Source organism: Rhodococcus sp. G6(2025) (genome assembly GCF_058628105.1).
This window is the reverse complement of sequence record NZ_CP179752.1, coordinates 204145-230753: the sequence shown is the minus strand read 5'-3', so window position 1 is coordinate 230753 and position 26609 is coordinate 204145. Positions and strand designations below refer to the sequence as shown.

Annotated in this window: 21 protein-coding genes; 13 read left to right on the top strand and 8 right to left on the bottom strand. The window is 62.5% G+C overall.

Annotated elements, in window-relative coordinates:
* Position 1: 1 nt before the first annotated feature.
* Genes ACLIVD_RS42005 through ACLIVD_RS41995 form a run of 3 tightly spaced genes read left to right on the top strand, consistent with a single transcriptional unit; the run spans position 2 to position 3639 of the window.
* The gene (locus tag ACLIVD_RS42005) at positions 2-1435 is read left to right on the top strand and encodes an NAD(P)/FAD-dependent oxidoreductase (RefSeq protein ID WP_491933678.1); all 1434 of its coding nucleotides are present in this window, start codon (positions 2-4) and stop codon (positions 1433-1435) included.
* A gap of 42 nt (positions 1436-1477) precedes the next feature.
* On the top strand, positions 1478-2632 hold the full coding sequence (locus tag ACLIVD_RS42000) for an epoxide hydrolase family protein (protein WP_491933677.1): 1155 nt from the start codon (positions 1478-1480) through the stop codon (positions 2630-2632).
* A gap of 17 nt (positions 2633-2649) precedes the next feature.
* On the top strand, positions 2650-3639 hold the full coding sequence (locus tag ACLIVD_RS41995) for a PDR/VanB family oxidoreductase (protein ID WP_491933676.1): 990 nt from the start codon (positions 2650-2652) through the stop codon (positions 3637-3639).
* A gap of 950 nt (positions 3640-4589) precedes the next feature.
* Here ACLIVD_RS41995 and ACLIVD_RS41990 read toward each other — a convergent pair.
* From ACLIVD_RS41990 to ACLIVD_RS41975, 4 genes are all read right to left on the bottom strand, one after another.
* The gene (locus ACLIVD_RS41990; RefSeq protein WP_491933675.1) at positions 4590-6146 is read right to left on the bottom strand and encodes an acyl-CoA synthetase; all 1557 of its coding nucleotides are present in this window, start codon (positions 6144-6146) and stop codon (positions 4590-4592) included.
* A gap of 589 nt (positions 6147-6735) precedes the next feature.
* Positions 6736-7503 carry a citryl-CoA lyase gene (locus ACLIVD_RS41985; protein ID WP_491933674.1) on the bottom strand — a complete coding sequence of 256 codons (768 nt, stop codon included), beginning with the start codon at positions 7501-7503 and terminating at the stop codon, positions 6736-6738.
* A gap of 121 nt (positions 7504-7624) precedes the next feature.
* Positions 7625-8830: a CaiB/BaiF CoA transferase family protein gene (locus ACLIVD_RS41980; RefSeq protein WP_491933673.1), complete on the bottom strand. Its 1206-nt coding sequence runs from the start codon at positions 8828-8830 to the stop codon at positions 7625-7627.
* Positions 8831-8874: 44 nt separating this feature from the next.
* Complete coding sequence (locus tag ACLIVD_RS41975; protein ID WP_491933672.1) at positions 8875-10344, bottom strand: aldehyde dehydrogenase family protein; 1470 nt, start codon at positions 10342-10344, stop codon at positions 8875-8877.
* Between the two features lie 614 nt (positions 10345-10958).
* On the opposite strand from ACLIVD_RS41975, the gene ACLIVD_RS41970 reads away from it, so the two are divergent.
* From ACLIVD_RS41970 to ACLIVD_RS41945, 6 genes are all read left to right on the top strand, one after another.
* A complete protein-coding gene (locus tag ACLIVD_RS41970; RefSeq protein WP_491933671.1) occupies positions 10959-12164 on the top strand; it encodes a cytochrome P450 in 1206 nt (401 codons plus the stop codon).
* Positions 12165-12257: 93 nt separating this feature from the next.
* A complete protein-coding gene (locus ACLIVD_RS41965) occupies positions 12258-13091 on the top strand; it encodes an HpcH/HpaI aldolase family protein (RefSeq protein ID WP_491933670.1) in 834 nt (277 codons plus the stop codon).
* A gap of 1 nt (position 13092) precedes the next feature.
* Entirely contained in the window at positions 13093-14037 is a 945-nt protein-coding gene (locus ACLIVD_RS41960) for an NAD-dependent epimerase/dehydratase family protein (RefSeq protein ID WP_491933669.1), read from the top strand.
* A 14-nt stretch (positions 14038-14051) separates the two neighbouring features.
* Positions 14052-14246, top strand: coding sequence for a ferredoxin (locus ACLIVD_RS41955; protein ID WP_491933668.1), 195 nt, complete (start codon positions 14052-14054; stop codon positions 14244-14246).
* Positions 14247-14308: 62 nt separating this feature from the next.
* Complete coding sequence (locus tag ACLIVD_RS41950; RefSeq protein WP_491933667.1) at positions 14309-15775, top strand: aldehyde dehydrogenase family protein; 1467 nt, start codon at positions 14309-14311, stop codon at positions 15773-15775.
* Between the two features lie 2111 nt (positions 15776-17886).
* The gene (locus ACLIVD_RS41945; RefSeq protein ID WP_491933666.1) at positions 17887-18627 is read left to right on the top strand and encodes a TetR/AcrR family transcriptional regulator; all 741 of its coding nucleotides are present in this window, start codon (positions 17887-17889) and stop codon (positions 18625-18627) included.
* A gap of 987 nt (positions 18628-19614) precedes the next feature.
* Here the strand turns inward: ACLIVD_RS41945 and ACLIVD_RS41940 are convergent.
* From ACLIVD_RS41940 to ACLIVD_RS41930, 3 genes are all read right to left on the bottom strand, one after another.
* Positions 19615-20319, bottom strand: a complete 705-nt coding sequence (locus tag ACLIVD_RS41940; RefSeq protein ID WP_491933665.1) for an SOS response-associated peptidase — start codon at positions 20317-20319, stop codon at positions 19615-19617.
* 3 nt (positions 20320-20322) lie between these two features.
* The gene (locus tag ACLIVD_RS41935) at positions 20323-20769 is read right to left on the bottom strand and encodes a serine/threonine protein kinase (protein WP_491933664.1); all 447 of its coding nucleotides are present in this window, start codon (positions 20767-20769) and stop codon (positions 20323-20325) included.
* A 300-nt stretch (positions 20770-21069) separates the two neighbouring features.
* Positions 21070-21369, bottom strand: coding sequence for a hypothetical protein (locus tag ACLIVD_RS41930; protein ID WP_491933663.1), 300 nt, complete (start codon positions 21367-21369; stop codon positions 21070-21072).
* Positions 21370-21595: 226 nt separating this feature from the next.
* Between ACLIVD_RS41930 and ACLIVD_RS41925 the strand changes: the two genes are divergently transcribed.
* The 3 genes from ACLIVD_RS41925 (at position 21596) to ACLIVD_RS41915 (ending at position 23603) form a co-directional block, all read left to right on the top strand.
* The gene (locus ACLIVD_RS41925) at positions 21596-21982 is read left to right on the top strand and encodes a hypothetical protein (protein WP_491933662.1); all 387 of its coding nucleotides are present in this window, start codon (positions 21596-21598) and stop codon (positions 21980-21982) included.
* A gap of 328 nt (positions 21983-22310) precedes the next feature.
* Entirely contained in the window at positions 22311-22946 is a 636-nt protein-coding gene (locus ACLIVD_RS41920; RefSeq protein WP_491933838.1) for an RES family NAD+ phosphorylase, read from the top strand.
* Positions 22947-23144: 198 nt separating this feature from the next.
* A complete protein-coding gene (locus tag ACLIVD_RS41915; protein WP_491933661.1) occupies positions 23145-23603 on the top strand; it encodes a hypothetical protein in 459 nt (152 codons plus the stop codon).
* Here ACLIVD_RS41915 and phoU read toward each other — a convergent pair whose 3' ends face one another.
* Positions 23604-24251: a phosphate signaling complex protein PhoU gene (gene phoU / locus ACLIVD_RS41910; protein WP_491933660.1), complete on the bottom strand. Its 648-nt coding sequence runs from the start codon at positions 24249-24251 to the stop codon at positions 23604-23606.
* 1801 nt (positions 24252-26052) lie between these two features.
* Between phoU and ACLIVD_RS41905 the strand changes: the two genes are divergently transcribed.
* Positions 26053-26565, top strand: a complete 513-nt coding sequence (locus ACLIVD_RS41905) for a helicase associated domain-containing protein (RefSeq protein ID WP_491933659.1) — start codon at positions 26053-26055, stop codon at positions 26563-26565.
* Positions 26566-26609 lie beyond the last annotated feature (44 nt).

Here is a 26609-nt window from a genome sequence, read left to right as displayed (position 1 = left end):
CATGCCTGAACAAGCATCGTCTCCACAATCCAACCGCACGGCTACCGGTCCGCGGCGTCGTGCCGTCGTGATCGGAGGTAGCGTCGCTGGCTCCCTCGCCGCCGCCGCGCTTTCCCCACACTTCGATGACGTGGTCGTGCTCGATCGGGATTCGTTCCCTGGAACACCTGCCCAGCGCAAAGGAGTACCGCAGGGACATCACTTCCATGCCTTGCTGGCAGCCGGTCGTCAGGCGATCGACAAGTTGTTGCCGGGGTTCTCACACGAGATGCTCCGCCTCGGTGCGCACAAGGTGTCGGTTACATCCGACATCCGGTTTCGGCAACGCTGCGGCTGGATGCCTCAGTCAGAGAGCGACCTTGAAGTGGTCCTAGGAAGTCGACCACTCATTGAGTGGACGATCCGATCCCTCGCCTCCGCGCTTGACAACGTCGACTACCGCGAAGGAACCGAGGTTGTCCGCCTGCGGGAGTCAGACGGTCAGGTGACCGGCGTGGGCGCACGGCTCCTCGGCAGCGAAACCGAGTTCGAGCTGGACGCCGACTTGGTAGTCGACGCATGCGGTCGCCGATCCAAGGCGCCTGATTGGTTCGAAGCGATGGGCTACCCACGTCCCTCCGAGACGACCGTGAATGCGCGCTGGGGATACGCCAGCGTCTTCGTGCGCGTCCCCTCGGATTGGGCGCCCGGGTTCAAGGCACTTTACTGTCCGCCGTTGGGCCATGGCGCGCCAGAGGGCGGGGCGGCGACCCGAGGATGCGCGATGTGGGTTCAGGAGGGCGAAGATCGCTGGATCTTCACCGTTCAAGGGTCGGCCGGCGACTACCCACCTCGCAGCGAGCAGGAACTGCGAGAGTACATCGCGACCATCGGCGTGCCCGAGGTCGACGCTGCACTTGCGAAGTTCACCTTTCTCGGCCCCGTGCAGGCGTGGCGGGACACGACGAATCGGCTGCGAGACTATGCGAATCTGTCGCGACGCCCGGAGAACTTCGTGGTCATCGGCGACGCCGCAGCAGCCTTCAATCCTGTCTACGGCCAGGGTATGACGGTTGCGGCGCTGAGCGCTTCGACCCTGCAGACTGAACTCGCAACTCTCAGTCTCGGGACAGGCCGGGAACTCGCCGGCTTCGCGGAGCGATTCCAAAAGCAGCTCGATGCGACAGTCAACTACTGCTGGTCCGCATCGACAACGCAGGACTACCGCGTCCCTGGCGTGGAGGTCCTACGCGACGGTGTGCTGCAGGAGGTTTCGGTCGATGAAGCCGACTTCTCCGACAGGCTGCTCGCCTATGTCTCCACGGATCCGACGCTTTATCGCAAGTTCATGGAGACCACCCAGTTGGTTCGCTCGCCAGAATGGCTACAGAGCGAGGCGGTCGTCTCGGCAATCAAGGAGAACTGGGACGAGCTCGGGAAGCTGATCTTGTCATGACCGCAGTACTCGCCACCTCAGGACAGGTATTCGGAGACCGCCATGAAATCTAGCCCGTTCAAAGTCGCGGTTCCTGAGCACGAGCTATCTGACCTCAAAGACCGACTGTCCCGTACCCGGTGGCCCGACCAGATTCCGGGCTCCGGTTGGACTTATGGCACGGACCTGCAGTACCTGCGCGAGCTGTGTTCGTACTGGCAGAACACGTTCGACTGGCGCAAGACCGAGGATCGATTGAATGAATGGCCCCAGTTCGTCACGACGATCGACGGGCAACAGGTCCACTTCCTTCACATCCGTTCGCGTGAGCAAGGGGCCACTCCGCTGCTGCTGCTACATGGGTGGCCCGGATCTGTATTGGAGTTCATCGATCTCCTAGGCCCGCTCACCGATCCCGTCCGGTATGGCGGGCGACCGGAGGACGCCTTCGATGTCGTCTGCCCCTCGCTGCCAGGATTTGCGTTCAGCGGGCCCACCACAGAGCCCGGGTGGCACGTCGGCCGGATGGCCGCAGCCGTGGCGACGCTGATGGAGGAGCTCGGTTATCCGCGGTATGGCGTACAGGGCGGCGATTGGGGAGCAACGATCGGCACCCATTTGGCAACTCTGATGCCCGATCGAATCGTTGGCCTGCATATCAACCTAGTGGTCACTGGCGGGCCTCGCCCTGAAGACGGCGAGCTGAGCGCCGAGGAAGCTGAGCTACTTGAAGAGGCCGCCGCCTTCAACGCGTCTGAAACCGGCTACATCGCCATTCAGAGCACCAAGCCGCAGAGCCTCGCCTATGGGCTTACCGACTCACCGGCCGGACTTGCCGGTTGGATGGTCGAAAAGTTCCGTGCGTGGACCGATTGCGACGGAGATCTCGAGTCTGTTCTGGACCGCGACCAAATACTCGGTGCTATCACCACTTACTGGCTTACCCGCACCATCGGCTCATCGGCGCGGATCTACTACGAATCGCTGCACGCCGGCGTGGGCGGCCCCTCGGACACTCCTGTAACTGTGCCAACCGGATGTGCACTATTCCCACGCGAGCTTTACCGGCCTTCGCGCCGCTGGGCTGAGCGCCACTATCTCGATATCCGTCGCTGGAGTCACCTGCCGCGCGGTGGTCACTTTGCTGCGCTGGAGCAACCCGATGCATTAACAGCCGAGATCCGCTCCTTTTTCGGCTCCCTTCGCTTGCCGTCTTGATCGAGGAAAGATCACCAATGAAGACCGACCTGAATGCTTCTCATCGCCGTCCCGGTGCCCCGGAATTGGATCAAGAACTCGTAGTCTCCGATCGGCGGACGGTCGCAGATGATGTGGTCCTGCTAACTTTGCGCGCTCCCGACGGCGGTCCACTGCCTCGGTGGCTACCGGGCGCTCACGTCGACTTGGTTCTAGACGGCAGGATGATCCGCCAGTACTCCTTGTGTGGCTCGCCCGACGACTCTCGGAACTGGCAGATTGCCATCTTGCGGGAACCACAAAGCCGAGGGGGCTCGCATTATGTTCACGACCACCTCGACGAGGGTCAGCATGTGCGAGTTCGAGGACCTCGCAACAACTTTACCCTCGTCGAGGCCGAACGCTATCTGTTCATTGCCGGAGGAATCGGGATCACACCAATCCGGGCAATGCTCACCGCAGCGCACGCGGCGGGAGCCGAATGGAAGCTCCTCTACGGAGGACGCACCCGCAGATCGATGGCATTTCTCGACGAGTTGGGCGCTGATGTCGAGAAAGGACTCGTGCACATCTGCCCGCAGGACGAGTACGGACTTCTTGACATCAATGCTTTCCTGGGCACGGCACGTGCGGATACCGCGGTATACAGCTGCGGGCCGCAGCCGCTGCTCGCCGCCGTCGAAGCCGCATGCGCGAGTTGGCCACGTGACGCGCTCCATGTCGAGAGGTTCCACGCAGCACCTACGGCGCCCAAGCCGACTTCGACCTTCGAGGTCGAGCTCCGCCGCACGGGCAAGACGGTGACTGTTGACGCAAACCAGTCCATACTTGACGCTGTCGAGCAAGCTGGCGCCGATGTCCTGTCCTCCTGCGGGGAAGGCACCTGCGGCACGTGCATGGTTCCGGTAATCGAGGGGACACCGGACCACTGCGACTCCATTCTCACCGAGTCCGAGCGACAATCCGGCAGCCAGATCTTGCCGTGTGTGTCGCGATCACTCAGCCCAGTCCTGGTGCTCGACCTTTGAGCTTGCATAACCTCGATTCACCAATGAGGTAGCACCGTTTCTGTACTGGGAGTTGGATTCCCACGAAATCAGATCAAGGTCTGAAGGTATGCTCGAGTACACATTGCAGAGGTTCACTGCCGACTGGGTGTGGCGCGATGATCGGTCGTGAACCGCACCATCTCCGTCAGGGGTTTCAAGTTGGAGTCGCGGGGGCACTTGTTCGAGGATTCGGACTTCGATCACAGCCTTGACCGCCGGAATAGTGTGCACTGCCAAACGGCGCGGGCAGTACTGGAGTCGCCGGTCCCCGCCGGCGTGCATGAGGCCGGGGCGGATCTCGGCGAGCTTGAGCGGTTCAGGTCAAGACGTGATCGACGCGATGCTTGCTCGTCGCCGACTTGGTCGCCCCGGCGGGTGCAGAAGCACGCACTGCGCCGGATCTGGACAAGGCTGATCGACGAACTTGGCTTGCTCGTACTCCTCGTGGCGGGAGGGGCGGACGCTCGTCTTGGGCACGCCGAAATTACCTTTTGGAAATCGGCGGAGGTCGACCAGAGCCTCCGACCCGGTTTGCCGCTGGACCAATGGTTTTCGCACTTCGTCTCGGCCAGTTCGTCATGCTACGAACCAAGGCTGGAGGACTCTTGTGCTCTCGCTACAGCGGCTAACCATTTTGTATCGGCTCGTGCGACTGCGATATTCGTAAGGATCCTTTGGATCCAAATGGTGCGGCGTGTGACCAGATGGGCGCACGCGACCGCCGCATGAAGGATGAGCAACGGCATTTGGAGAGCTCCTAGGTCTGCAGCGAGGTGCCGAGCCGGGACCTCGGATACGTTGAGAACGGGTGATCAGAAGGCCGCATCCTAAACCAGGCAGACCGCCAGAAGACCTCCAGCACAGGCCACTAAGCGGCCGCGGGAGTCGGCCAACTCCGCAAGGCTCAGAAGGGCCATGAGGAGTAGGGTTCAGCGAACAAGTTCTCGCAACACCTTCTTGGAGACCTTCCCGTACTCCGACTTGGGAAGTTCGGACCAGAAGAGATACTTCCGCGGAAGTTTGTACTTAGCGACGTGTTTTGATAGCCATTCGGCAACCTGCTCGGCAGCGGGACTGTGCCCCGGCAAGGCAACGCAAACCGCGACGCCGATTTCCCCCCACTGCTCGTCCGGAATTCCGACGATCGCGACCTCGTGCAATTGTGGGTGCTGTACCAGCTGTTCTTCGACCTCTCGCGGGTAGATATTGTGCCCGCCGGAGATGTACATGTCCGACGCGCGGCCGGTTACATACAGGCAGCCGCGCTCGTTGAAATACCCGATGTCGCCCGTGAGGAACCATCCGTTCCGGAACGACGCATTGTTGGCAACGTCATTGTTGAGGTACCCCGCGAAGACGGGTAGGCCCGCTGCGCAAATCTGTCCCTGCGCGGTCGGCGGGAGAAGATTGCCGTCGTCATCTTGGATGGATAGTTCGACACCGGTTCGGGGGTACCCGGCGGGGCCAAATCCTGTCTGCCCGGCTGGTTCAGAGTCGTGGTCCTCCGGCGTCAACACGGTCATACACCCGGTTACCTCTGCCATCCCGTAGTACTGAACCAGTTTGTTGCCGATTACCTCCTGCGCGTGTTCACGATCTTTCATTGTGATGGGAGCACCGCCGTAGAGGACGTACTTCAGAGACGAGTGGTCGTTGTTGCGGGCCGCCTCGGATTCAGTCAGGCGTTTCAGGATCGTGGGCACGGTGAACATGTTCGTCACCGAATGTCGCTCCACGAGATTCCACACGTCCGCAGGGTCCATCGGATGTGAATTTGCCAGTACGGTGGTCGCCCCACGCGCAGTTTGGCACAACAGGTGGGTTCCAGCGCCGTGCGACAGAGGTGCGATCACCAGCGACACGTCGTGTTGCGTAGTGGCCGGGACCAAATCCGCCAGTCGGTTGGTGATGATGTAGCCCAGGGAGTGGTGTGTGAGTACCGCTGCCTTCGGGCTGCCACTGGTTCCGGACGTGAAGAAGTACCATGCAGCCTGGTCCTGGGACACAGTCGCGTCCGGGAACGGAGCACCGCCGCGCCTCTCGATGACGCCAACGTCGTCCGTCGACCCGTCGCCGTCGATAACCAGGTGTCCTAGCGAGAGGAGACCAGTGGCCTGCACAGCGGTGACGTGCTCGGCGAAGTCACGGTGGGCTACCATTATCACCGGCCTGGATGTCTGCGCCATGGTCACCACTTCAGCGGGACTGCTGCGGAAGTTGATCGGGACAAGCACGCCGCCAGCACGCCACACCGCATACATCACTTGGACCTGCTGAATACTGTTCGGCGACTGCACAAGTACCGGATCCCCGGACCGGAGCCCCCGGGCAGCAAGTTCCCGAGCGATTCTGTCCACCCGGTTGTCAAACTCTTGCCAGGTGAGGGACTCCGGCCCAGAGATGATGGCTGTGCGAGATGGATACCTCCTCGCCACCTGCCGCAGGTAAACTGACATGTTTACTGCGTTGGTTCTGTACTTCGTCACTGGTAACCTCTTTCGTCCCTCTGCCAGTTCTCGATCGTGTTGCCAAACACGGTTGGTCACCGTCCTGAGGACGGGCGGCAGTTCATGTTGCGCTCACGGCGGTCATCCGCGGCTCGAAGAATTCGACATGAAACCTGACCCTGCCCTTGCGGATAGCATTCCGCTCAGATCTCATGCGTCAATATGGGTCTGGGGCAGGTTGTCCGAATGGGGCCGGCCTCCCCCAGTGGCACGTCCGACTCGACGCGATAGTTGAGAACACTCGAGCTACGACTGCTCCGTGACAGATGTTCGCCGGACAAGCTGGTTGTGCGCCTCGGCGCCACCACCCGGACCGCAATGGCTGTGGACTGCAGCCATGTGCACCGGGGTGACATCGGGTGTAGTCGCCTTCTCCCGCCTGATCTCCGCTTTGCGAGTCGACCGGAATCGATCGATTGACGATTGTGGACTTTCCTCACCTAGCGTGCCAAGGGGTCGTGCATCGCGAAGCGCCTGGGTATTGCGGTGCCCATGTTTCCAGGCTGCCCACCGCCTCGATCAATTTCCCAAGGATGCTTCTAGAGCTGTCGGTGGCGTCCTGCGAGTTTCACAGCTCGTTCCTAATATCCTGCTGAAGTACAGTTTTCCAGATGTCCTTCCCGACCGGCTTGTCTTTCTCTTCCAGGAGATGGGCAACGAGGCCGGCTGTGCGCGAGACCAGAGTGATGCCCCTGGCCATGGCCAGCGGGAGTCCCATCGCCGCGATCGAGGCTCCGACAGCCCCCGCAGCGTTGATCGGTAGAAGTCGGCCGGACTCATGTCTTGTTTCGTGCTCAATGGCATCCAGCAGCTGCCAGTGCCGGTCGTAGTACCCCAGCTGCCGGGCAAGTTCACGTAACCGTCCAACCCGCGGATCGCCGTTGTGATGAATGTTGTGGCCCAAGCCGTAAAGGACCTGACCATCTCGTCTCCTGTGATTCACCAACGTTCTGGCGGTTTCGGAGATCATCGTCTGTGTCGGGTACTCGGGCAGGTCGGTAGAGGCTTCGATCAACATCTGTCCGGCGTCCTGCATCGCACCGAGGAACACCGAACCTGCGCCCAGCAACCCTGCCGCGACCGCGGCCTGTGGCGCCTCTGGTGCCCCCAGGTAGGTTAGCCGAGCGGCAATGGAGCTAGGCGTGAAGCCGTGGTCCATAACTGAGACCATGAGGGCATTGAGCATGGTCTTCTCTGAATCAGTTGGTGCTCGGCCGCAAGACGTCAACATCATCATGTCGATGAAGTCGACGTGGCCGATCAGATCATCGGCCAGGTCGTAACCACGAACTGTGATTCGCGCAGTTGTAGTTTGGCCGATCTCGGTCTCGATCATGTGTGCTCCTTCACGGCTCGCTTCCTCGGAAGCATGTAATAACGAGCTACAGCCGACCTGTGTGTACGGTGAAGTCCGACGCGGACATTTGTGTGCCTCAAATCAAGTGGAGCTCAACTATTTAGAGGACAACACCCGCAACCTTGTGCTCGATGATGTCGTCGTAAGCGAGACCGAGTTCAAGAAGGATTTCGTCGGTATCGGCGCCGTGCTCGGGCGCCGGGGAGAGCGGGTAGGAAGTCTCCTCGAACTGCCACGGTGACGCCGCGATCGTCATTTTGCGCGACCCGTCGTCCACCTCGGTGAGGTAGCCGTTGGCCAGCACCTGTGAGTCCTTGCTGACTTCGTAAGTGTTCTGAACGGTCGACCACGGTCCGCCGAAATCTGCAAGTTGGACCCGAACCTCTTCCAATGTCACCCGGCCGAATACTGCGTCCAAGGCCGCGGTGCATTCACGACGGTTCGCTGCCCGCGCCGAGGAATCGACAAAGCGAGGGTCCACGGCAAGTTCCGGGATCCCGAGACACTCACACAGCTGACCAAAGTGGCGGTCCGACTGCAGCAAGGACAGCTTGACGAACCTGTCATCTTGCGTGCGGTAAGCCAGTGACACTGGGTTCGAGTTGTCCTCTCGCAACGTCTTGTGAAGCGGCCCGCCGCGCTGAGCTGCGGCGATAATGGCGGGAGAGTTGTTCCAGACAGCAACGTTCAACAGCGACACGTCCACCACCGGCGCATTCCCGGTCCGCTCGCGATGTAGTAGACCAGCCGCAATCGCGCCTGCGAAAGTGACGGCTGCCGGCAGATCACCCAGCGCAGGGCGCATCGGCGTTGGCTGTGCGGCACCACCTGGCGTGAGGTTGTCGGCCGCGCCTCCTCGTGCCCAGAAGGAAGTGCCATCGAATCCAGGCACGTTCCGGTCATCTCCTGCGGGACCGTAGCCGCTTCCCCGCGCGTAGACGATTGACGGGTTCATGCTCCGGATGTCGTCGACGTCCACATGGAGCCGTTTACGGCTTTCAGGCAACAGGTTCGTCAGAAACACATCCGCCGTCGCCACAAGCCGGCAGAGGAGAGCGTAACCTTTGTCCGTGCTGCCGTCGAGGCCGATACTGCGCTTTCCACGGTTGGTCTGCTGCATCAGCGGCGCAAACGGCTCATCGCCGACGCTCAAATCTGTGACCACGAGCTCACGCTGCGGGTCGGGCCGTTCCGGGAGCTCGATCTTAATGACGTCCGCACCCCAGTCCGCGAGGATCGCTCCCGCTGAGGGAACGAACACATAGGAGGCCAGCTCGACCACGCGGATACCTTCAAATACCTTCATCGGCTAGTTGACTCCTGTATGGCGAGAAAATTTGATTGGAATGATCAGGGCTGCAGCGGATAACCGATCACGCGGACGTCAAGGTATTCTTCGAAGCCGGTCAGACCCCATTCTCGACCGAGACCGCTTTGCTTCATTCCGCCGAACGGGGAGTCTCGGGCGACCCATGTCGCGCCGTTGACTTCCATGGTTCCCGTACGCACCTGCTTTGCCACTGCCATCGCCCGCTCGTCCGATTCCGACCACACCGCCCCGGATAGCCCGTACACAGAGTTGTTCGCAATCGCTACGGCTTCCTCCTCGGTGTCGTAGGGGATCACCGCAAGGACAGGGCCGAAGATCTCTTCCTGTGCGATCGTCGCGTTCGGATGCACGTCGGCGATCACGGTGGCCTCGACGAAATAGCCAGTCCCGGCATCATTCGGCACACTGCCACCGGTGACGACACGTCCACCCTCGCCGCGCGCCTTCTCGATGTACTGCAGCACCCGCTGCTGGTTCGCGCGACTGATCTGAGGGCCCATCTCGGTATCCGGGTTACGTGGATCCCCCCAGACAACCTGCGGACCTACATCGGCAGCGACCTCCAGACCGAACTCGTACTTCGCCCTCGGCAGGAGTAGGCGCGTTTGGTTCGTGCAGGCCTGTCCGGAGTGGCGCGCGATTCGCGGCACGCTGGACCGCACGACAGCTTCGACGTCGGCGTCCTCGAGCACAATGCTGGCGGACTTGCCGCCGAGCTCGAGTGCGACCTTCTTCACACGCTCCGCGGCCGTGGCCATGATCCGCCTGCCGACCGGCGTCGATCCGGTGAAGGAGATCATCTCGACCGCCGGGTGGCTCACCAACGCCTCACTCGTCGCCGTGTCCGAGCTGGTGATGACGTTGAACACGCCCGGCGGAATGTCGGTCTCTTCAACGACTAGCTGACCCACAAGGTTCGCGGTCCACGGCGTCAGTGGCGATGGCTTCAGCACGACGGTGTTGCCTGCCGCTAGCGCGGGACCAACCTTCAGGCAGAGCTGTTGTATCGGGTAGTTGTACGGCGTGATCAGTGCGACGACACCCCACGGCTCACGGATCAACAGCCGCGACGACTGGGGTGTCATTGCCGGGTGTGGTCGCAGGATTTGCTCGAAGTGGTAGCTCTCGGCCAACTCGATCCAGTCGGTGAGCTCGTCGACTGGTGATTCCAGCTGGAGTTTCTTCGTCATGGATACTGGGCAGCCCACCTCGGCTACCAGGATTTCCCGCAGCTCCTCGAGGTGGCGGTGCAGCGCCTCGCGGAGCTGCCCGATGCAACGCGCGCGGAAGGCGTGGTCCTTGGACCATGAGGTGCCGTCGAAGGCACGCCGAGCCGCGGCAACAGCTGCTTCCACATCCTCGGCGTCGGCGTCCGGCGTTTGCCCGATCTCCGTCTCTCGATACGGATCAATGTTGGCAAAGGTCTTGCCTGAACGAGCGGGAACCAACCTGCCGTCGATCAACAGTTGCGGGGTGAACGCTTCCGGCATGCGCGCCTCTCCTCTGGGTCCTCAACACCAGCATGCAATTGCATCCAGGATACATTGATCGTATTGCGGCGAGGTTCACGGTGTCAACGCCCGCGGAGCACAGAGACATGGGCCGGTCTCGGAAGGTATTCTCCCGCTTCGCTTTACGGACAGTATGCCTCACGCATCGAGGAGATCGAAGATGCTCGGGCGGTAAGCGTGCCGCTCTGATCCAACGCACACGACCCGGCTGGACAGGCGTTGCCCCGTCGAGCGTCGAGACTCCTAGTGAAGGCGGCGCAACGTTCAGGCCGGCTGTGTTCGATACGACGCGCGTTCTATTCCACACAGCACTGCAAAACAGTTCTCGGCCAACCCTTTGCCGCACTGACGGTCCACGCGCTTCTGCTGGGCCCGGTACGGCCGTAGGCTGACTCGGCGCGGCCTCGTGGGCCGCCGACTCGCAGCAGCCTCTTCAACGATCCCGATCCGGCAATCTTGATCGCGTCGCGAACCGGTACGCCTCCCGAACACTCGACCCCGCAGCAGTGGTGGCACTAATAGGCATGTTGACATCAATAGGCGACTTGTCGTAGCATTTGGCCTAGTTCTATTCCGGAAGAGGTGGGGTCTAGATGACCGTTTCAGTTCCGTACCCGCTCCCCATTCGCCAAGACGAAGTACTCGCGTCGGTTCTCGAACACGACTTCGCCGAACTTCGGGAGCATGGACCAATTGTCCGGGCGGCGTTCCCTTTTGGTGGTGAGGGCTGGATCGCACTTGGGTACGAAGAAGTCAAGACTGTCCTGAAGGACCCCCGCTTCAGCCTTGCCGAGGCGATGCGGGGCGGCTATCCGCGTATCCGGATCACCGAGGGCGGGCCTCCATTCCCGCATTCATTCGTCCAGTTCGATCCGCCGGAGCACACTAAGCGGCGAGGCGTATTGATGAAGCACTTCACCGTCAAACGCGTTCGCGCACTGCGCCCAACGATCGAGAAGCTGGTCGACGAACAGCTCGATCACATTCAGCAGCTTGGTGCCCCGACCGATTTCGGCGTTCACTTCGCGCAGGAAATTCCGGTTCGAGTCCTGTGCGCACTGCTTGGTATCCCACTGGAGGAACGTGATCGCTTCCTGGAGGACGCCGCGCCGGTGGCCAACTCGCGAGTGACGGACCCGGCGGAGGCTGAGCGTCACTTCGCCGCGCTTATGGACTATTTCGGTGAGCTTGTTGAACGCAAACGTCGCGATCCTGCGGATGACCTGCTGAGCGCCCTTGTGCAGGACACCGATGTGAATGGGCTTTGGACGATCGAGGAGCTTTACGGAGTCGGTGTCGTGCTGTTCATAGCCGGACACGATGCCACGTCGGCGATCCTCGGCGGAATCCTCCGATGGCTGGCCCACGAGCCCGATACCTACCACCGGCTGCGGGATAACCCGGATCTCTTACCCGGTGCTTTCGAGGAGTTCGTACGGTTCTTGCCTGCTGGTCTCGCTGGCACCCGGTCACGAATTGCCATGGAAGACGTCACCCTTGGCGGCGTCACCATTCGCGCGGGCGAGGCTGTGTTGCCGATTGTTCACGCCGCCAATTTCGACGACAGCGCATTCGAGGATGCCGGCGAACTCGACCTCGACAAGGGGGCGCGCGCCCACGTGGCCTTCGGCTACGGTGCGCACGCCTGCGTCGGTTCACAGCTTGCGCGCGTCGAGATCGACGTCGCAGTTCGCGGAGTCCTAAAACGCTTCGCTCGCTTCGAAGCCGTCGACCCAACGCCGAACTGGCGTGAACAGACCCTGTTGCGCGGTCCCAAATCGATCCAAGTCACGTGGTGAGGCTTTTGGGGACAGATCGACTACCCAAGCGACGAAACCGCCGAATGCGTTCGAAAGCACGTCGGCCGTCAACCATGACAAGGAAGGTCAACAGTGATCGGTAACGGCGCAAAGACCCGCTTCCAGGCCCTTCACGAGCAGGGATCCATTCCCCTCGGAATGTTCGTGGCCTGTGAGGATCCCGCGATCGTAGAGATCTTGGGAAGATCTGGCTACGACTTCGCAATTCTCGATGCGGAGCACTCTCACCTCGGCCCGGCAGAGTTCCTTGGACACATCCGCGCCGCCGACGTGTCCGGCCTGATTCCGATCGTTCGCGTGTGGGAGAATTCCCGACCACTGATCCAGAGGTTTCTCGACACGGGCGCCGAGGGCATTGTGGTTCCGCATGTGGACACCGCTGAACAGGCCGCCGCAGCTGTCGCGGCAACCCGCTTCGCGCCCGACGGAGTGCGCAGCATGTGTCCGACGAATCATGCCTCCGGGTATTCGATGGCGTACTGGGACCGATATGCCGCGCACTCGGTGGACAATGTGCTGGTCATTCCGATCATCGAATCGGCGACCGCGGTCAAGAACCTGGAGTCCATCCTGGCGGTCGACGGAATCGACTATGTCTTCTTCGGTTTGGGTGACTACTCGGTGTCGATCGGTGTCTCGATGGATGCTCCCGAGGTCGCCCAGGCATGGCACCGTGTCGTAGACCTCGCAGCGAAGGCCGGTAAGCGGGTGATGACGACCGATAATGTTCCCGGCCTCACCCCCGGGCAGGCAGGCGCGCTCGTCCACGGGATGGATCTGATGCACGTCAGCACCTGGGCTGTCAACGCGGTCGACGAACTCCGTACCCGATTCGCGGTTACATCATCAGAATCGGCGAATAACGTGCCCGCCTCGGCGCGGCTCTCTACGGTTGGAGGTAACTGATATGGCGAACGTCATGGTGACCGGTGGTTCCGGGCTGATCGGCTGGCGCGCCGTCGAGCAACTCGTGGCGCAGGGCCATAAGGTGGTGGTGTTCGACTTGAAGCCGAACTACGACAACCTTGCGGGGGTGCGGGACCGGATCGACGTAGTGGCCGGCGACGTCACAGATCTTCCGCATCTGCTCTCGGTCATGAAGGACCACCGCATTGATCGTGTGCTTCACCTCGCTGCGTTCATCGCCCACGAATCGCACAACAGCCCGGTCAAGTCGTTCGAAGTCAATATCTCGGGTTCTGCTGCAGTCTTCGACGCGGCACTTGCCCTCGACGTCGAGCGAGTCTGCTGGGCGAGCACAGTCAATGCCGTCGGCATCCCACCGAACTACGACCGGCAACCGGTCGATGAGGACTACCGCTGCTCACCGGTGACCGCATATGGAGCCGCGAAGTACGCAACTGAGGTCATGGCGGGCGTCTATCGAGAACAACGCGGCCTGGACGTCATCGGCATCCGGCCATCGCTAGCGTACGGGCTCGGCCGTCTCACCGGTGGTACAGGGTTGTTCAACGACGCAGTTCGCAAGGTTGCAATCGGTGAACCGGCAGTTGTGATTGCATTTGACGAGGTGCCACACTCCCCCATCTACAACCGTGATATGGCCGCCCTGTTCGTCGCAGCGACCCTCGCACCGCGCACGGAGCACCATCTGTTCAACACGCCGGTTGAGGCGACTTACACTGGCGAAGAGGTGGTCTCAATTCTGAAGAGACTGCAACCCGGTGCGGATGTTCACTCCGAACAACTACCTGCGCATGTGACTGCGCCGCCGCCGGTCATGGACGGTACCCGCGCAACCAAAGAACTGGGCTTTACCCCAACGTACACGCTTGAAGAGGGGCTACGAGAAATGATCGATTTCTACCGCGCTGCGGTCCCGAACACCTGAGAGGAGCGCTTCCAGTGAAGATCGGTGTCGACGAAGAACAATGTATCGCCGCGGGGAACTGTGCGTTGATCGCACCTGAAGTCTTCGACCAGAACGACGAGAATGGCGCCGTGATTGTCCGCGACGCTAAGCCGCCACTGGAACTCCACGGCAAGGTTCAAGAGGCAGCCGCCGCATGTCCGGCGCGCGTCATTCATGTCGAGGAATGAGGGCGTTGCCCAACGCTCCCTGGAACTGCGATATCAGCGCTTGATTTAGAAGGGAGGCAACGATGCCCCTAGCACAAGCCGACACGGCGCAGTTGTGCGATCCGGCACCACTCATCGGGGACCGCCGACTGACCACCACATCCGCGGGCGTCCGTGATCATATATATCCCGCTACCGGGCGACCTACCGTCGCGGTGCCGGTCGCCGGAAAAGCCGAAGTGGACGAAGCGGTCGCCGCAGCCCGTCGCGCATTTCCAGCATGGCGAGCCTTCAACAGCGCTGCCCGCCGTCGACTGCTGCTTGATTTGGCAGCGGAGGTCAGCCGCCACGCGGACGAACTGACCAAGCTGCAGGTTCTTGAGAACGGCACGCCAATCGCAATTGCCACCTATTCGGCCTATTCCGTCGTGGACAGCCTGGAGTACTACGCAGGCTGGACCGACAAGCATGGCGGCGAGGTGCATCCGGTTTGGCCAGTACCGGCGCTCGATTACTCTTTACGGGAGCCGCTGGGTGTCGTTGCCGTAATCATTCCGTGGAACAGTCCTCTGTACACACTTGGTTCTGTGATCGCGCCCGCGCTCGCGGCAGGGAATTGCGTCGTCGTCAAGCCACCGGAATGCACTCCGTTCACCGCAGCCCGGTTCGCCGAGTTGGCGCTCGAGGTCGGTCTGCCACCCGGCGTCCTCAACGTTCTTCCCGGCGGAGCGGAGGCAGGCGCCGCCCTGTCAGGGCACTCTGGAATCGACAAGATCCACTTCACGGGAAGCGAGCAGACGGCAACGCGGATTCTGGCTGCCGCTTCCACGACGCTGGTGCCGGTCGGGCTCGAGCTAGGTGGAAAGTCACCGAACATCGTGTTCGCTGACGCTGACTTCGACATAGCCGTCAGCCAGGCGCTCTCAGCAGTACTCGACCTGTCCGGTCAAGGATGCATCAACGGCACAAGGGTATTGGTCGAGGACGCAGTTCATGACGAGTTCGTCGAGCGGTGTCGTGCGAGGCTGTCTCAAGTCCGCATCGGTGATCCCACCGACGAGGCCACTGTCGTCGGACCTGTTATCGACGAACGAGCGTGCGACCGCATCCTCGCAACCATAGACGACGCAGTCCAGCACAAGCACGGTCAACTAGTCACCGGGGGTCGGCGGTGCGGCGGCGACCTGGCTGACGGCTATTTCATCGAGCCGGCCTTGTTCACCGATGTCGACCCAGCCTCCGAAATTGCACAGAAGGAGATCTTCGGGCCAGTCCTCTCTGTGTTCCGCTTTTCATCTGAGGAGGAAGCGCTCCGGCTCGCAAACGACACCCCATACGGTTTGGCCGCATATGTCCAGACACAGAATTTGGCTCGGGCTCATCGCATGGCCGCGAGTCTCGACGTCGGCATGGTGTGGGTGAACGGCACCGGGGGTCTGCCGCCTTCGTTGCCCTTCGGAGGCGTCAAACGCAGCGGCGTCGGCAAGCTCGGCGGGCGAGCTGGCGTGGAAGAATTCAGCCGGTCTAAGAATGTGTGGCTCTCGTTGTGATTGCGCCACCCTGCGAACCGCCGACTTAACCCGGCGTCTGCGCAGGCGTTGATAGAGGCTGGTCACGGGCGGGGGACGCTCGGCGCCGGAACCGAAGTGGTGATCGCATCACGTCCGCTTCCCGTGCTGCAACCTCGCTTCGCCAGGGCAGGTGAGTATTCTGGTCGGGAATCTACAGTGGCTGATCAAAAGTGTTTGTCGACAACAACAGTCACATCACACCGGCCCTTAGATGGTATGGCAGTGTGCGGTCGGCCTGATCTAGTAGTGAAGTTGAGGTTGGCAAGCACACCGTGCCCGATGGATCCGTTGGTCGTTTCGATTCCCTTCGTCTTTCGTGGCTACCACGGAAGGCCGAATTGGAGTTCCGCGACACGCCTCTGCTCGGGTGGGCGTAAGGCGTGTCCACCTACGCTCTCATCCGGATTCTGGAGCTGGATGGGTGCCGAACCGCCGGCCGGTGGGCATCATGGCGGCCCGGCCGGCGGCCTTCGGCGAACTAGTTCGCGTCGAACGAAATCTCTCCGGCGTCCGGTGCCAACTACGTTCAGTAGCACTAGCCCTCAGAGCATTTCGATGCCCAAGAAGTCCAAATTCTGGATCGGCGCTGGGTGCGCTTGCTCATCCCACGGCGATCGTCTATCGCCGTTTGTCGCGGTGGTTTTCCGGAACTTCGCGCGAGTCGTGCCGGGCCTCCGGTGCGGGCACAGTGGTTCTCAGTCGGATGTGGCCGCCGATCTCGAAATGAATGACGATTCTTCCGGCCAGTACGCTGAGCAGACCGCGGTGATCAGATACCCGACATCCATAGCGGGAACGGCCGATCTGCTGACGACACGGGCGCTGCGGAACCGGTGTTATCGGATTTGTCTGGGGAGCTGTATGTTTTATGCAGCGGTTACGGAGGCCTGTTCGTGTGTCAGTTACGATGACCAGCGGCCACCCGTATGTCCGGGCGGCGGGGCCCGGCTCGCTGGTTCAATCACACACCGGAGGCCGACGAGTCGGGCCACTCCCTATACGGGCCGCCCTGCCCCGGCAATTCCAAGCTGGATTTTCTCGCAATAACACGAACGGCCACCACTTGGTTTGCCCCGGGGCGCAGTTGGAAGCTTGTGAGTGGCAGCGGCAAGCCGCATTCGCGTGGCGCCTCTGCGATCCATGATATGTGCGCCAGTGACAGCTCGCCCGGTCGGTTGGCGTCGTCAGAGCAGGGCGACCTTGTCGAACGTCCTAATGAGGTCCCTCCGGCCCGCCGATAGAGGGCAAGATCCAGATAGCTTGGTGGAGTGGCGTGTTGCGTACCAATGCCTCATCCAATGCCGTCGGAGTGTCCAATGGTGCGGGTGTGTCTGATTGGGAGTCTCACCGTCGGTCAGTGCCGAGAAACGGGGCCCTCGACAAATACGTGATCCGCGAGGACACCTTGGCTCGATGAGTGGCCGGGGACTTCCCGGCCGGGGACCGTTGTCGATTCGATCTGCGTTGTCCGCTGCGGGGCCATGTGGGTGGTAAACGAGATGACGCCTTCGCGAATCTTCGCAGTTGCCCATCCGTGGTCGATCGTGATGCTGCCGGCGGAGCATCCGAATCCATACAGGGGGTGACGATGGAGGGCAGGCAGGCTCAGGGGAGTGTCGCTTTCCGGTGGGCTGAGTTCAGCTTCCGGGGTTGGATCGGTAGATAGACGTCAGCTTCCGGGGTTGGATCGGTAGATAGACGTTGTTGGTGAATCTGTATGACGATCCTCGGGGCACGGCCTTCACTGTCTCGGTTTCCGAGCCTGCGTGTATCCCGCCCTTCGTGGCCGATGAACCCCTCATTTCCGGGCGCCGATACGAGCTGAACCGACAGAAGCGTGTTGTAGAAGGGTCTGCAACAACAGGACAATTGCGTACAGTCTTACTCAATAGCCGCGACATCCTGTCTGTGAGGCCTAAGGCTGAATCCTAGTGTTTCCCGGCTATCGCGAGGATGACGGGTTCTCGAACCGCTGACGTCCGTTGCGGCACCAGCAGGCGATATGGCATACACTGGCAAGCATGAGTGCGTCGAGTCGGCCCGGACACGTCTGCTGAGTCCGGACAGGTCTGCTAAGTAAGGAGAAACTGGTGGTTGGCGAATCTGCGAAAAGGAATGCGGGCGATATCCGTTCGCGGCGACGCGAACAGTTGGTCGTCGACGTTCAGCGAATCGCACTTCGTCAGTTCGTGGAGCAGGGCTACGAGGCCACCACGCTGAAAGGGATCTGCGAGGAGGCCGGCATCTCCCTCCGCACGTTGTTCCGGCACTTTAAGAACAAGGACCAAATCCTGGCCTCGCGCATGGCGGAATGGTCGGAGCGAATACCGCAGGAGATGGAGCAGGTGCCGCTGAGCGTGCCGTTTCTCGACGCTTACCGTACGGCTCTCCAGGGCATCCTCGAAGAGATAGAACGCGATCGTGATGACGTGAGCCATCTCGTCAAACTGTTCGACCAGGTACCCGCTATTAGGGGTGAGTACTTAGGCGGCATCAGCGGACACGCCGCGGACAAGATGACCGGCGAACTGGCTCGGCGACTGGGTATCGCGGCCACCGACCCGATGGTTCGCTTGGTGCGTTCGTTCCTGGCCGTTGCAGTAGTGCAAGCGATGGCGGATTGGTCCGACCGTCGTGTGCCCGGCGCTCTCAGTGACGTAGTCAGCGCCTATCTTGAGCCAATCGCTGCGATGACTGACAGCATCAGTCATGTGCCACGGACCGGCGAATCAAGGAGTGCCGCTGGTTCGCAGCGGGGTGCACGACGTCGGCAGGGGAAGTCCGCACGCTTGCCGGCGACGCAAGAAGTCTCGACCGCTGTCGACGGGTGATTTGGGTCAGTCCAACGGCCGGTGTGCTCAACGCGAAGGGCTGGACGCCATTTCGGTCGAGCGAATGGCGAGTTGAAATTTGTCGGACTACGGTGTTCGGTGGCGGGGTGATGACGCTCAGCGAAAGTGCTCAGATCTGATCGGTGCACGTGCCCACCCAAGTGTCGGTGTTAACTGTTCTGGGCGCGGTCGATGGAGAGATAGGGCGTCGGTGGCGTCGCCGCGTTTCATCACGGCTAGTCAGAGCTAGTCGCGCGTGGGGAGTCTTCTCGAAACAGGTGAAGGCGGCGAAGTCGAGGAATCGGGCGAATTGACATGGCCCCAGGGCAATTGGCCAACGGGTCGTTGACCGATTGCCTCCTGGTCGGGCCACGCCTCGGCGAACCTCCGCATGTACTTGATTGGAGTGGGCCGGTCATCGATCGACTGCGGATCGGTGATGACGACATCCACACAGCCTGCGGGTTAGGATCTGCCCCCAACAAATGATTCGCGAGCACATCACCTCGGATCTACCAGAGATGGCCCCATCCCGTGCACCGTACTCGCACGGCCCCACTCCCCCATCACACCAAGTCCCTTCATGCCCCTTTGATCTGGCGTACATCCTGGCATTCAGGCGGTGCGGCGGGTGTGGGAGGCCGCGCACATCGGGCACCACGTCACCTCACCGATGATCCACCCGTTCGTTCGGGCAAAGGCCACCGCGTCGGACTGACCGTCGACCGCGGTATCGAAGCTGCGTTCGCACAGGTCACACCGCACCGTCCATCCACGTCTTCCCGTGGACCGCACCAATACATGAACAGTCATGTCACCCCCGCGACTTCGTCAACTGTGCCTCCAGCATGGCACACGGCACCCACGCGTGGGCACCGCGGGATTCACCGTGACTTTTACGGGGTCCGGATCAACTGAGGCGTCCCGCCTGGCGTTCTAGCGCTGGCCCGCAAGATTCCGATTCCGTCGGGCGGTCGAAACGCTGCGTCAGGACACGGGTTCGAGCAAATCCGGAGAGTTGTTGCGCGGAGAGTTCACCGCGGTGCTTACCTCGTACGGGTATAGACCAGGGTCGGGCACCGATGCGAGCAGGGCCTGGACGTCGTCCTTGTCGGTGAGGGTCGGGTCGAGCCAGTGCTGCTGGAACGTCTCCGGCAGCACCACCGGACAGCGGTCATGGATGTGACCCAGCGGATCGGTGGCGGGCCGGGTCAAGATGGTTGCCGTCCACAGCCAGGCGTTCTGGTCGTCCTCCGGAAGCTCACGATCACGCCAGAGCTCGTAGAGGCCGGCCATCGCGAGCACTCCCTCACTGTGCAGGAAGTGCGGGATTTTCTTGCCGTCGCGTTTCTCCCACTCGAAGTAACCATCCGCGGGCATCAGACAGCGCCGTTTCGAGGCGGCCGTTCGGAACGAGGGGCGCTCGGTCACCGACTCGGAGCGGGCGTTGATCAGGCGGCCGAGCTTGGCTTCCTTCGACCACGACGGCACCAATCCCCACGTGAGCGTCCGCAGCTGCGTGACCGGTGCCGCGTCCGGCTCCTCCCGTGGCGCCCGTTCGAGCACTGCCCGGATCTGCTGGGTCGGGGCGATGTTGTAGGACGGACGCAGCTCGTCGCCGATGACCTCGTCGACGTTGAATATCGAGCGCAGCTCCTTCTCAGTGGTGGTGCTGGCGTACCGTCCGCACACAGCTCACCCCTCCACGGTCGGTTCTTGCCCCGATTCAACGCCGCGCGACGGACGCACCCCGTAGGCACACGTCCATGCCTGGTCGAGCGGTGCGAGGGACACGGTCGTCGTGATCGGTGCCAGGCCGATCTGTGGCCACTGGGCTGCGATCGTCACCGTCTCCGACGGCGGCCCGGTGCCGAGCCAGTACTGCGGATGGGTGCGGTACGTGCAGATCCCGTCGGCGCAGGCCTGTAGATCCGGGCGGGCGAGATACGCGTCCGCGACGGTCAGGCAGTCGGTCCCCGCCTGCACAGCGAGATACGACCATCGAGCCGAGTGATCGCGCGGGTCGGTCAACCGCCGGGTCTGATACCGCGCCAGCTCGGCCCGTCTACCGGTGGCCGTCACGGCCAGGTGCACGCTCAGACCGCACTCGAAGGCGACGATGCGTACCAGATCGAACGTCACTTGAGGGTGAGCCGACAGCAGCTGCCGGCCGTGCACCGAGACACCACCACACGGCGGCGGTGCGATCGCTGGCCAGCGGGATCTGCGCACGGGCTCGATCGTGCACCATCGGGCGCCGGCGGGCAACAGGGCGACGGCGTGGTGAACACTGACCCAAGATGCGCCCCCGACAGCGGGAGACCGGCGCCACCGCGCTCTAGGCTTTTGTCCTGACATGAACGAAGGTCTTCAGGGCCAGGGCGGCCGCACCACTCGGCCAACTCGGTCAATGATGTGGACAGGACCCGAGTCTGCTGCCGATCAGTCTCCCCTGTGTCTGCCGGGTGTGCGCACTACCGGATCCGGGCCGGAGCGGTGGGTGCTGGGATCGATGGTCAGATCTTCGGTGTCGGCGAAGATCAGTCGCCCGTCGTCGAGCGCGATCGCCCACCGATGCACCGGCGCCCACTCGTGCCCACGGCCGCCGGGGTCGGTCAATTCCGCGTAGTCCTCGCCGATCTCACCGGTGACGTCGGCCTCGGTGTTCCTGCGGACCAGCACCCTGACGCCGATCGTCAACTCCGGGCCACCTACCGGCCGGTTGCCGTTGTTTCTGGCCATGTTGATGCACCTCTTCGCTCGGCGAACTCCGGGGTCGAGCATATGCACCACCCCGGCCAGGTACACGACCCGACCTGCACGAACACCGTCCGCGCACGGAAGGCTGCCGCAGCGGCTGCTGGCTTGACACTGTCGGTGGCCACGCTGATGCGGGCGACACTGACTCGTCGTGCGACAGAAACGACGACCGCGTAACTGTCATTGCTGTCGCCACGGAGGAGCTGTCATGAGCAGTGCTCAGTATCGGCGCGGAGCTACGCGCCCTGCCCGATGGCGAGTTCTTCATGTCCTCGCCCGAGAAGTCACGAACCGGGAATCGATGAGCTCGGTGCGTGAAGCCCTGCTCTCGCTGGTCGCCTCCGGCCCCACCCTCAGCGCCTCCTTCACCGCCGCAGTGCCCGCCCACGCAGTGACCGCATCGATCGCGCGGGCCCGGATCGAGACCGCGGCCCGGCAGGCGATCTTCGAACATCCCCATCTCGTAGCGGCAGATGTCGCCGACGTGCTGCGTTCGCGCGACAGAAACCGACGCAGCCCCGCCAGCCGGTTTCGCGAACGCGGAGACATCGTCGGATACGAGATGGGCGGCCGCTACCTCTACCTCAGTTTCTAATTCGACGCGGCGACCTCGAAGGTCCGACCGCTCGTCGCGGAAATCACCCACCTCCTCGATGCGAAGCACGACCCGTGGGGTGTCAGCTCCTGGTGGCTCAGTCCGTCCGGGTGGCTCACCGAGGGGCCGTCGCCCGCTGACCTCGCCACTTTGGAGGGGGACGACGAGGAGGTCCGGGCCATCGCCCGCGGCCTGTTGGCGGACTGAGGCGGTGCCCGCGGCACCACCCCCCACCCGACCTGACCGGAATCCCGTCCTCGTCTCACTGCCCCGCGACGCACCGAACTGTGGCGGATCCACCACGGAACCTATGCGGCCAACGGGGTGAATCCGACCGCGCAGCCCACCGTTCCCCGGCGGCGCCCGCTTCGACAGCCTCACCGGCGACTACGCCTACACCTACCTTGGGGACTCACTCGAGGCGGCGGTCGCGGAAACCCTGTGCCGGGACCTCGCCGTGACCGGCAGCACCCGGCTGGTGCCGCGCGCCCGGATCGCCGGCGGCGGGCTCAGCCGGCTCACCGTCACCACCGACGTCACCGTGATCGCCCTGCACAGACCGCACCCGGCCACGGTCGGCCAGGACACCTGGCTCACCATCTCCGATCCCTCCGACTACCTACGCACCCGAACTTGGGCCCGAGCCCTCTTCACCGCAGCCCCCGCCGCCGACAGACTGGTGTACCGGTGCCGCCACAACGAGGACCACTTCGCCTGGATGCTCACCACCGACCCGGCCAACCCCACTCATCCCGCTCTCGACATCGCCGCAGCCTCCGCGGGCCTCGTTCTCGTCGAACGGATCCTGGCGCACTACAACGCCACCTCGCCTCCACGATCTGATCGACCGCGCTCCCTCGCCGATCGCGGACCTCGCAGGGGTCCGTCGGACATCGCACGGTCACGACTGAGGCGGCCCGGCACCCCACATACGGGCGGGTCGGGCCCTGGTCTTGCGTGCTGAGTTCGACGGTGATGCGGCCGCCGGCCCGCACGATCGGATCGGATCGGATCGGAGGATCTGCCTCGCCATGTCGTGGCTGAGTATCACCATCCTCTCCACAGCCGGGCGCCCGCCGGGCACCGATGATCGCCGCCAGCGTGATCGAAACACGGTGCTGCTCGGTGAGGATGCGGTGGGCCAGACCTCCAGCGGATGGGCATGCTCAACAAGTCGCTGATGCCCGGGCCAGAGTCGCCCCATGAGGAGTTCGCAGTCGCCACAGCGGCCGTGAAGTTCCGAATGGCTATGCCCTGGGACCGACCGTTCACCAACGAACAGCTGGCCGCCATCACCGCCTCAAGTCTGGTGCTTTTCGGCGTCGAAACGGCCGTCAGCGAACCCGAGCTCGGAGCGGACCGCGCCCGGAAACACACCCAGTCGGTCGAGGTCGAAATCTATCCGGGCATCGGGCACGATCTGCTGTCGGCAAATCGGAACAGACGATCCCACGCTTCCTCGACCTCATTGGAAGCCACGATCCAGTCCGGTCCTGAATATCGCGGTTTCGGCCGACGCCATGGCCAACCGACCCGGCTTCGCCGCCTGACCGGAAAGGTCTACCGACCGCCCGCTTCCCAGGCACGGAATTCGCGCGAACCTTCGGGTGGCAGGGAATAGCTACTGCGACAGCTGTTTTCCAGTAACCAGAAAGATCACCCGGCGGCCGACCACGACCGTGTGGTCACCGAAGCGTTCGTAGAACCGGCCGAGCAGGGTCACGTCGACCGCCGCAGTGATGCTGTCGGTCCACGCGGGATCCTGAATCAGATCCAAGAGCTGGTGATGCAGGCTGTCGAGTTCGTCATCTCGTCGATCCAATTCCGCAGCCAGCTCGGGATCTCGTGTACGGAGAACCTGTTCAGCCAGGCCCGCCAGCTCTCCTGCCAACCGGCCCATTCGCCCGAGGAGTTGTTCAGCCTGTCCGGAGGCGATGTGGTTTGGGTGCCGGCGGCGCACGCTTTCGGCCACATGCTGCGCCAACCCGCCCATACGGCTCAGATCCGCCACCAGGTGCACGCCGGTGACAACTTGGCGCAGGTCGCGGGCGACCGGAGCCTGTAACGCCAGCAGCGCCATCGCCTGCTCCTCGCACGGCCCTCGTAACGCCTCGATCTGCTCGTTGAGGTCGAAGACTCGCTCGGCCACGGGTAAGTCGACATGAGTCAGGGCGTCGGTGGCCGACTCGATGGCCTGTTTTGCCAGGTGACACATCGACGCCAACCGATCGGTCAGCGCGTCGAGTTGCTCCTGAAACTTCGTCCGCATGGCCATCATCCTGGTGTACCCACACGGCTGCCGACCAACAGGGCGATCCCTGGCTCGACCACTCAGGGATCCGCTTGCGGGAACGGCCGCCCGCCGCTTCACCGCCGACAGAACTCATCCCGCTGGTAGTTCCAATAACGAGGTAGGCCGGAAGGTCATAGGCGGGCTCGGACGCCATCACGGCATCAGCGAGACGCTGCGTGCCCTCCCACCCGCACCACCTCAACGCCGCCGCCTCCCGCACCCAGTGTCCGGATCGGCCAGCAAGCGTGCATACGCGGCCGCGGGATTCCCCGTCCGTCGGTTTCCGACACCGCCGTGACGAACTGTTCCCAATCGCTCGAACCCTCGATGCCGCCCGAAATTCAACCCGGATCAAATCCAGCTCGCCCAACAGCTCTACGACGCCGGCGAACGCACCGTCGCCCAGATCGCGACCATGCTGAACGTGCCCCGCACCACCGCCTACGGGCACCTCGTCAAGCACCCGACTCGACACATCCGATATTCCGCAAATCGCTGCAAAGGGAGCCTCTACCCGTCGAGTCTCTACGACGTGCCATCTACATTCCTCAGCGCCGGTCTACAACCGCCATTTCGGGGCATTGGTCTTGTGAGACAGCCGGGCTTCTAACTGCAAGGATGCCGTTTACTGGTGCTACTTTTCGCGGGACTCACCCACGCCCTGGCGCGGGAGGACACGTTGGCCGGTGAGCGCTTCGACGACACCGGCGAGATCCTGGGGAGAGAGTTGACCGGCCGAAGCCGTGCGCGGTCGCCCTGGCTTGGGCGGTGATGTCCGGGATGTCTTGTTGGTACTCATGAGCGGCGACCCATCGGATTGATGTGGCGGATGAACACCGAGCGTACGAGTCCGGTGCGTCGCACCCATTTCAGGAAGGTGAGATCGGCGTGACATCTGAACATGCAGATCTGGACGCCTCATCGAGAGCATCACACGGGATGCGCGCTCCTTCTCCTGGCCAGAGTGTCACTTCGTTTTTTCTATTGCTGTTTGATTACGGAACCCTGCTGCTTGCCTCGGCGGACCTTGCACCTCAAGTCGGTCACCTCGAGGTCGAATTCGGTGCTTTTAATTTGTGACTTTCAGGGGCTGTTGGTGTCTGGCGGCACGATGCACACGTGAGCAGGGTGCGCGGGAGCGCGAAGCAGCGAATCTTGACCAACCCTCCGTTCGCGGAGTTGGTATCACGGGGGTTGGCGACTGCACCATTGTCGGTCTCCGCCATTATCGGGCGGGGGCGAAGATGCCTATCCGCACAGCTGATGGTCGCCGAGACCCTGGTCGCGATCCTCGCCCTGGCGCAACGGAGTGCGCGGTATCTTACTGCCGCCCAGCGCTGGTGGCGCACACTGTCCGACGATCTCACCGTCGAACGAGCCCAGCAGAAGCTGGATGCGTTCTGTCGTGTTCGGGCGACACCCCGGCTACGTACCACAGCGGGGGAAGTGCGACGGTAGTGAATGTCGCCGCGAGCGAGCAGTTGACGGCGCGTAGCGCACCAGGATGCGAGCACGCGGAGGTTGTATCGCCGATCTGACACCTCAAGGCGTCTCCTTCTCCACTTCAGGTTTCGTCTCAATCCGGTTGCGGGAGCGGAAGACTCCTGAATTTCTTCCACGGTAGGCCTGCGGAACGATTTCCGGCGTAGCCGTGGTTCATACCACGCCGTTAGGCGTGTCCGTCCCCCGAGGCAAGCGCTGCATCACGATTGCGAGGGCGGGTGCTGCTATATATGTGGACATACTTGAAAGAACTACGATTGGACTACTGGAGCTCATGATCGACGCGGAAGGACCGATTTCGATGCGACCAGCGCATGTCAGAGCATCACTGTCGCCACTGCGGATGTACGCAGCGTTCCGTCACACGCACCCGCACTCTCCGGTCCCGGAAGACCACGTCACCGACAACGGATACCACCTCGGGCGGTGGCAGACCCGTCAGCGTGTCGCCCGGATGCTTGGAACGCTGCCGGCTAGCCGGATCAGCGAGCTCGACGCGATTGGTTTCGTATGGTGCGAGAAGGGGCAGCCCCTCCCGGCGGTCGCGAGGACGGATTCGAAGCGTCGGCGCATGTTGACGGCGATCGCCGCATACCGCGAAGAGCACGGTGACGCTCTGGTACCCGCCAACTACGTCACCGATGATGGCGAGCAGTTGGGGCAGTGGCTGTATCGGGCTGTGAAGAAGTGGCGCGCGCATAACCTGCCGGACGAGGAGCGAGCACCGCTAGCATTGCTAGGCGTGTCACCGGCGTCCCGTCCGCGGGGTCCTCGCACGGCGGCATAGCTTCTCGTGTGGTGCCGGACCTAAGGGTCGCAGCCACCCGCATG

Coding starts and splice junctions, on each gene's coding strand:
- ACLIVD_RS42005 (WP_491933678.1), top strand. CDS start 2: ATGCCTGAACAAGCATCGTCTCCACAATCCAACCGCACGGCTACCGGT.
- ACLIVD_RS42000 (WP_491933677.1), top strand. CDS start 1,478: ATGAAATCTAGCCCGTTCAAAGTCGCGGTTCCTGAGCACGAGCTATCT.
- ACLIVD_RS41995 (WP_491933676.1), top strand. CDS start 2,650: ATGAAGACCGACCTGAATGCTTCTCATCGCCGTCCCGGTGCCCCGGAA.
- ACLIVD_RS41985 (WP_491933674.1), bottom strand. CDS start 7,503: ATGATCGAGACCGAGATCGGCCAAACTACAACTGCGCGAATCACAGTT.
- ACLIVD_RS41980 (WP_491933673.1), bottom strand. CDS start 8,830: ATGAAGGTATTTGAAGGTATCCGCGTGGTCGAGCTGGCCTCCTATGTG.
- ACLIVD_RS41975 (WP_491933672.1), bottom strand. CDS start 10,344: ATGCCGGAAGCGTTCACCCCGCAACTGTTGATCGACGGCAGGTTGGTT.
- ACLIVD_RS41970 (WP_491933671.1), top strand. CDS start 10,959: ATGACCGTTTCAGTTCCGTACCCGCTCCCCATTCGCCAAGACGAAGTA.
- ACLIVD_RS41960 (WP_491933669.1), top strand. CDS start 13,093: ATGGCGAACGTCATGGTGACCGGTGGTTCCGGGCTGATCGGCTGGCGC.
- ACLIVD_RS41950 (WP_491933667.1), top strand. CDS start 14,309: ATGCCCCTAGCACAAGCCGACACGGCGCAGTTGTGCGATCCGGCACCA.
- ACLIVD_RS41930 (WP_491933663.1), bottom strand. CDS start 21,369: ATGGCCAGAAACAACGGCAACCGGCCGGTAGGTGGCCCGGAGTTGACG.
- ACLIVD_RS41925 (WP_491933662.1), top strand. CDS start 21,596: ATGAGCAGTGCTCAGTATCGGCGCGGAGCTACGCGCCCTGCCCGATGG.
- ACLIVD_RS41915 (WP_491933661.1), top strand. CDS start 23,145: ATGCTCAACAAGTCGCTGATGCCCGGGCCAGAGTCGCCCCATGAGGAG.
- phoU (WP_491933660.1), bottom strand. CDS start 24,251: ATGCGGACGAAGTTTCAGGAGCAACTCGACGCGCTGACCGATCGGTTG.
- ACLIVD_RS41905 (WP_491933659.1), top strand. CDS start 26,053: ATGATCGACGCGGAAGGACCGATTTCGATGCGACCAGCGCATGTCAGA.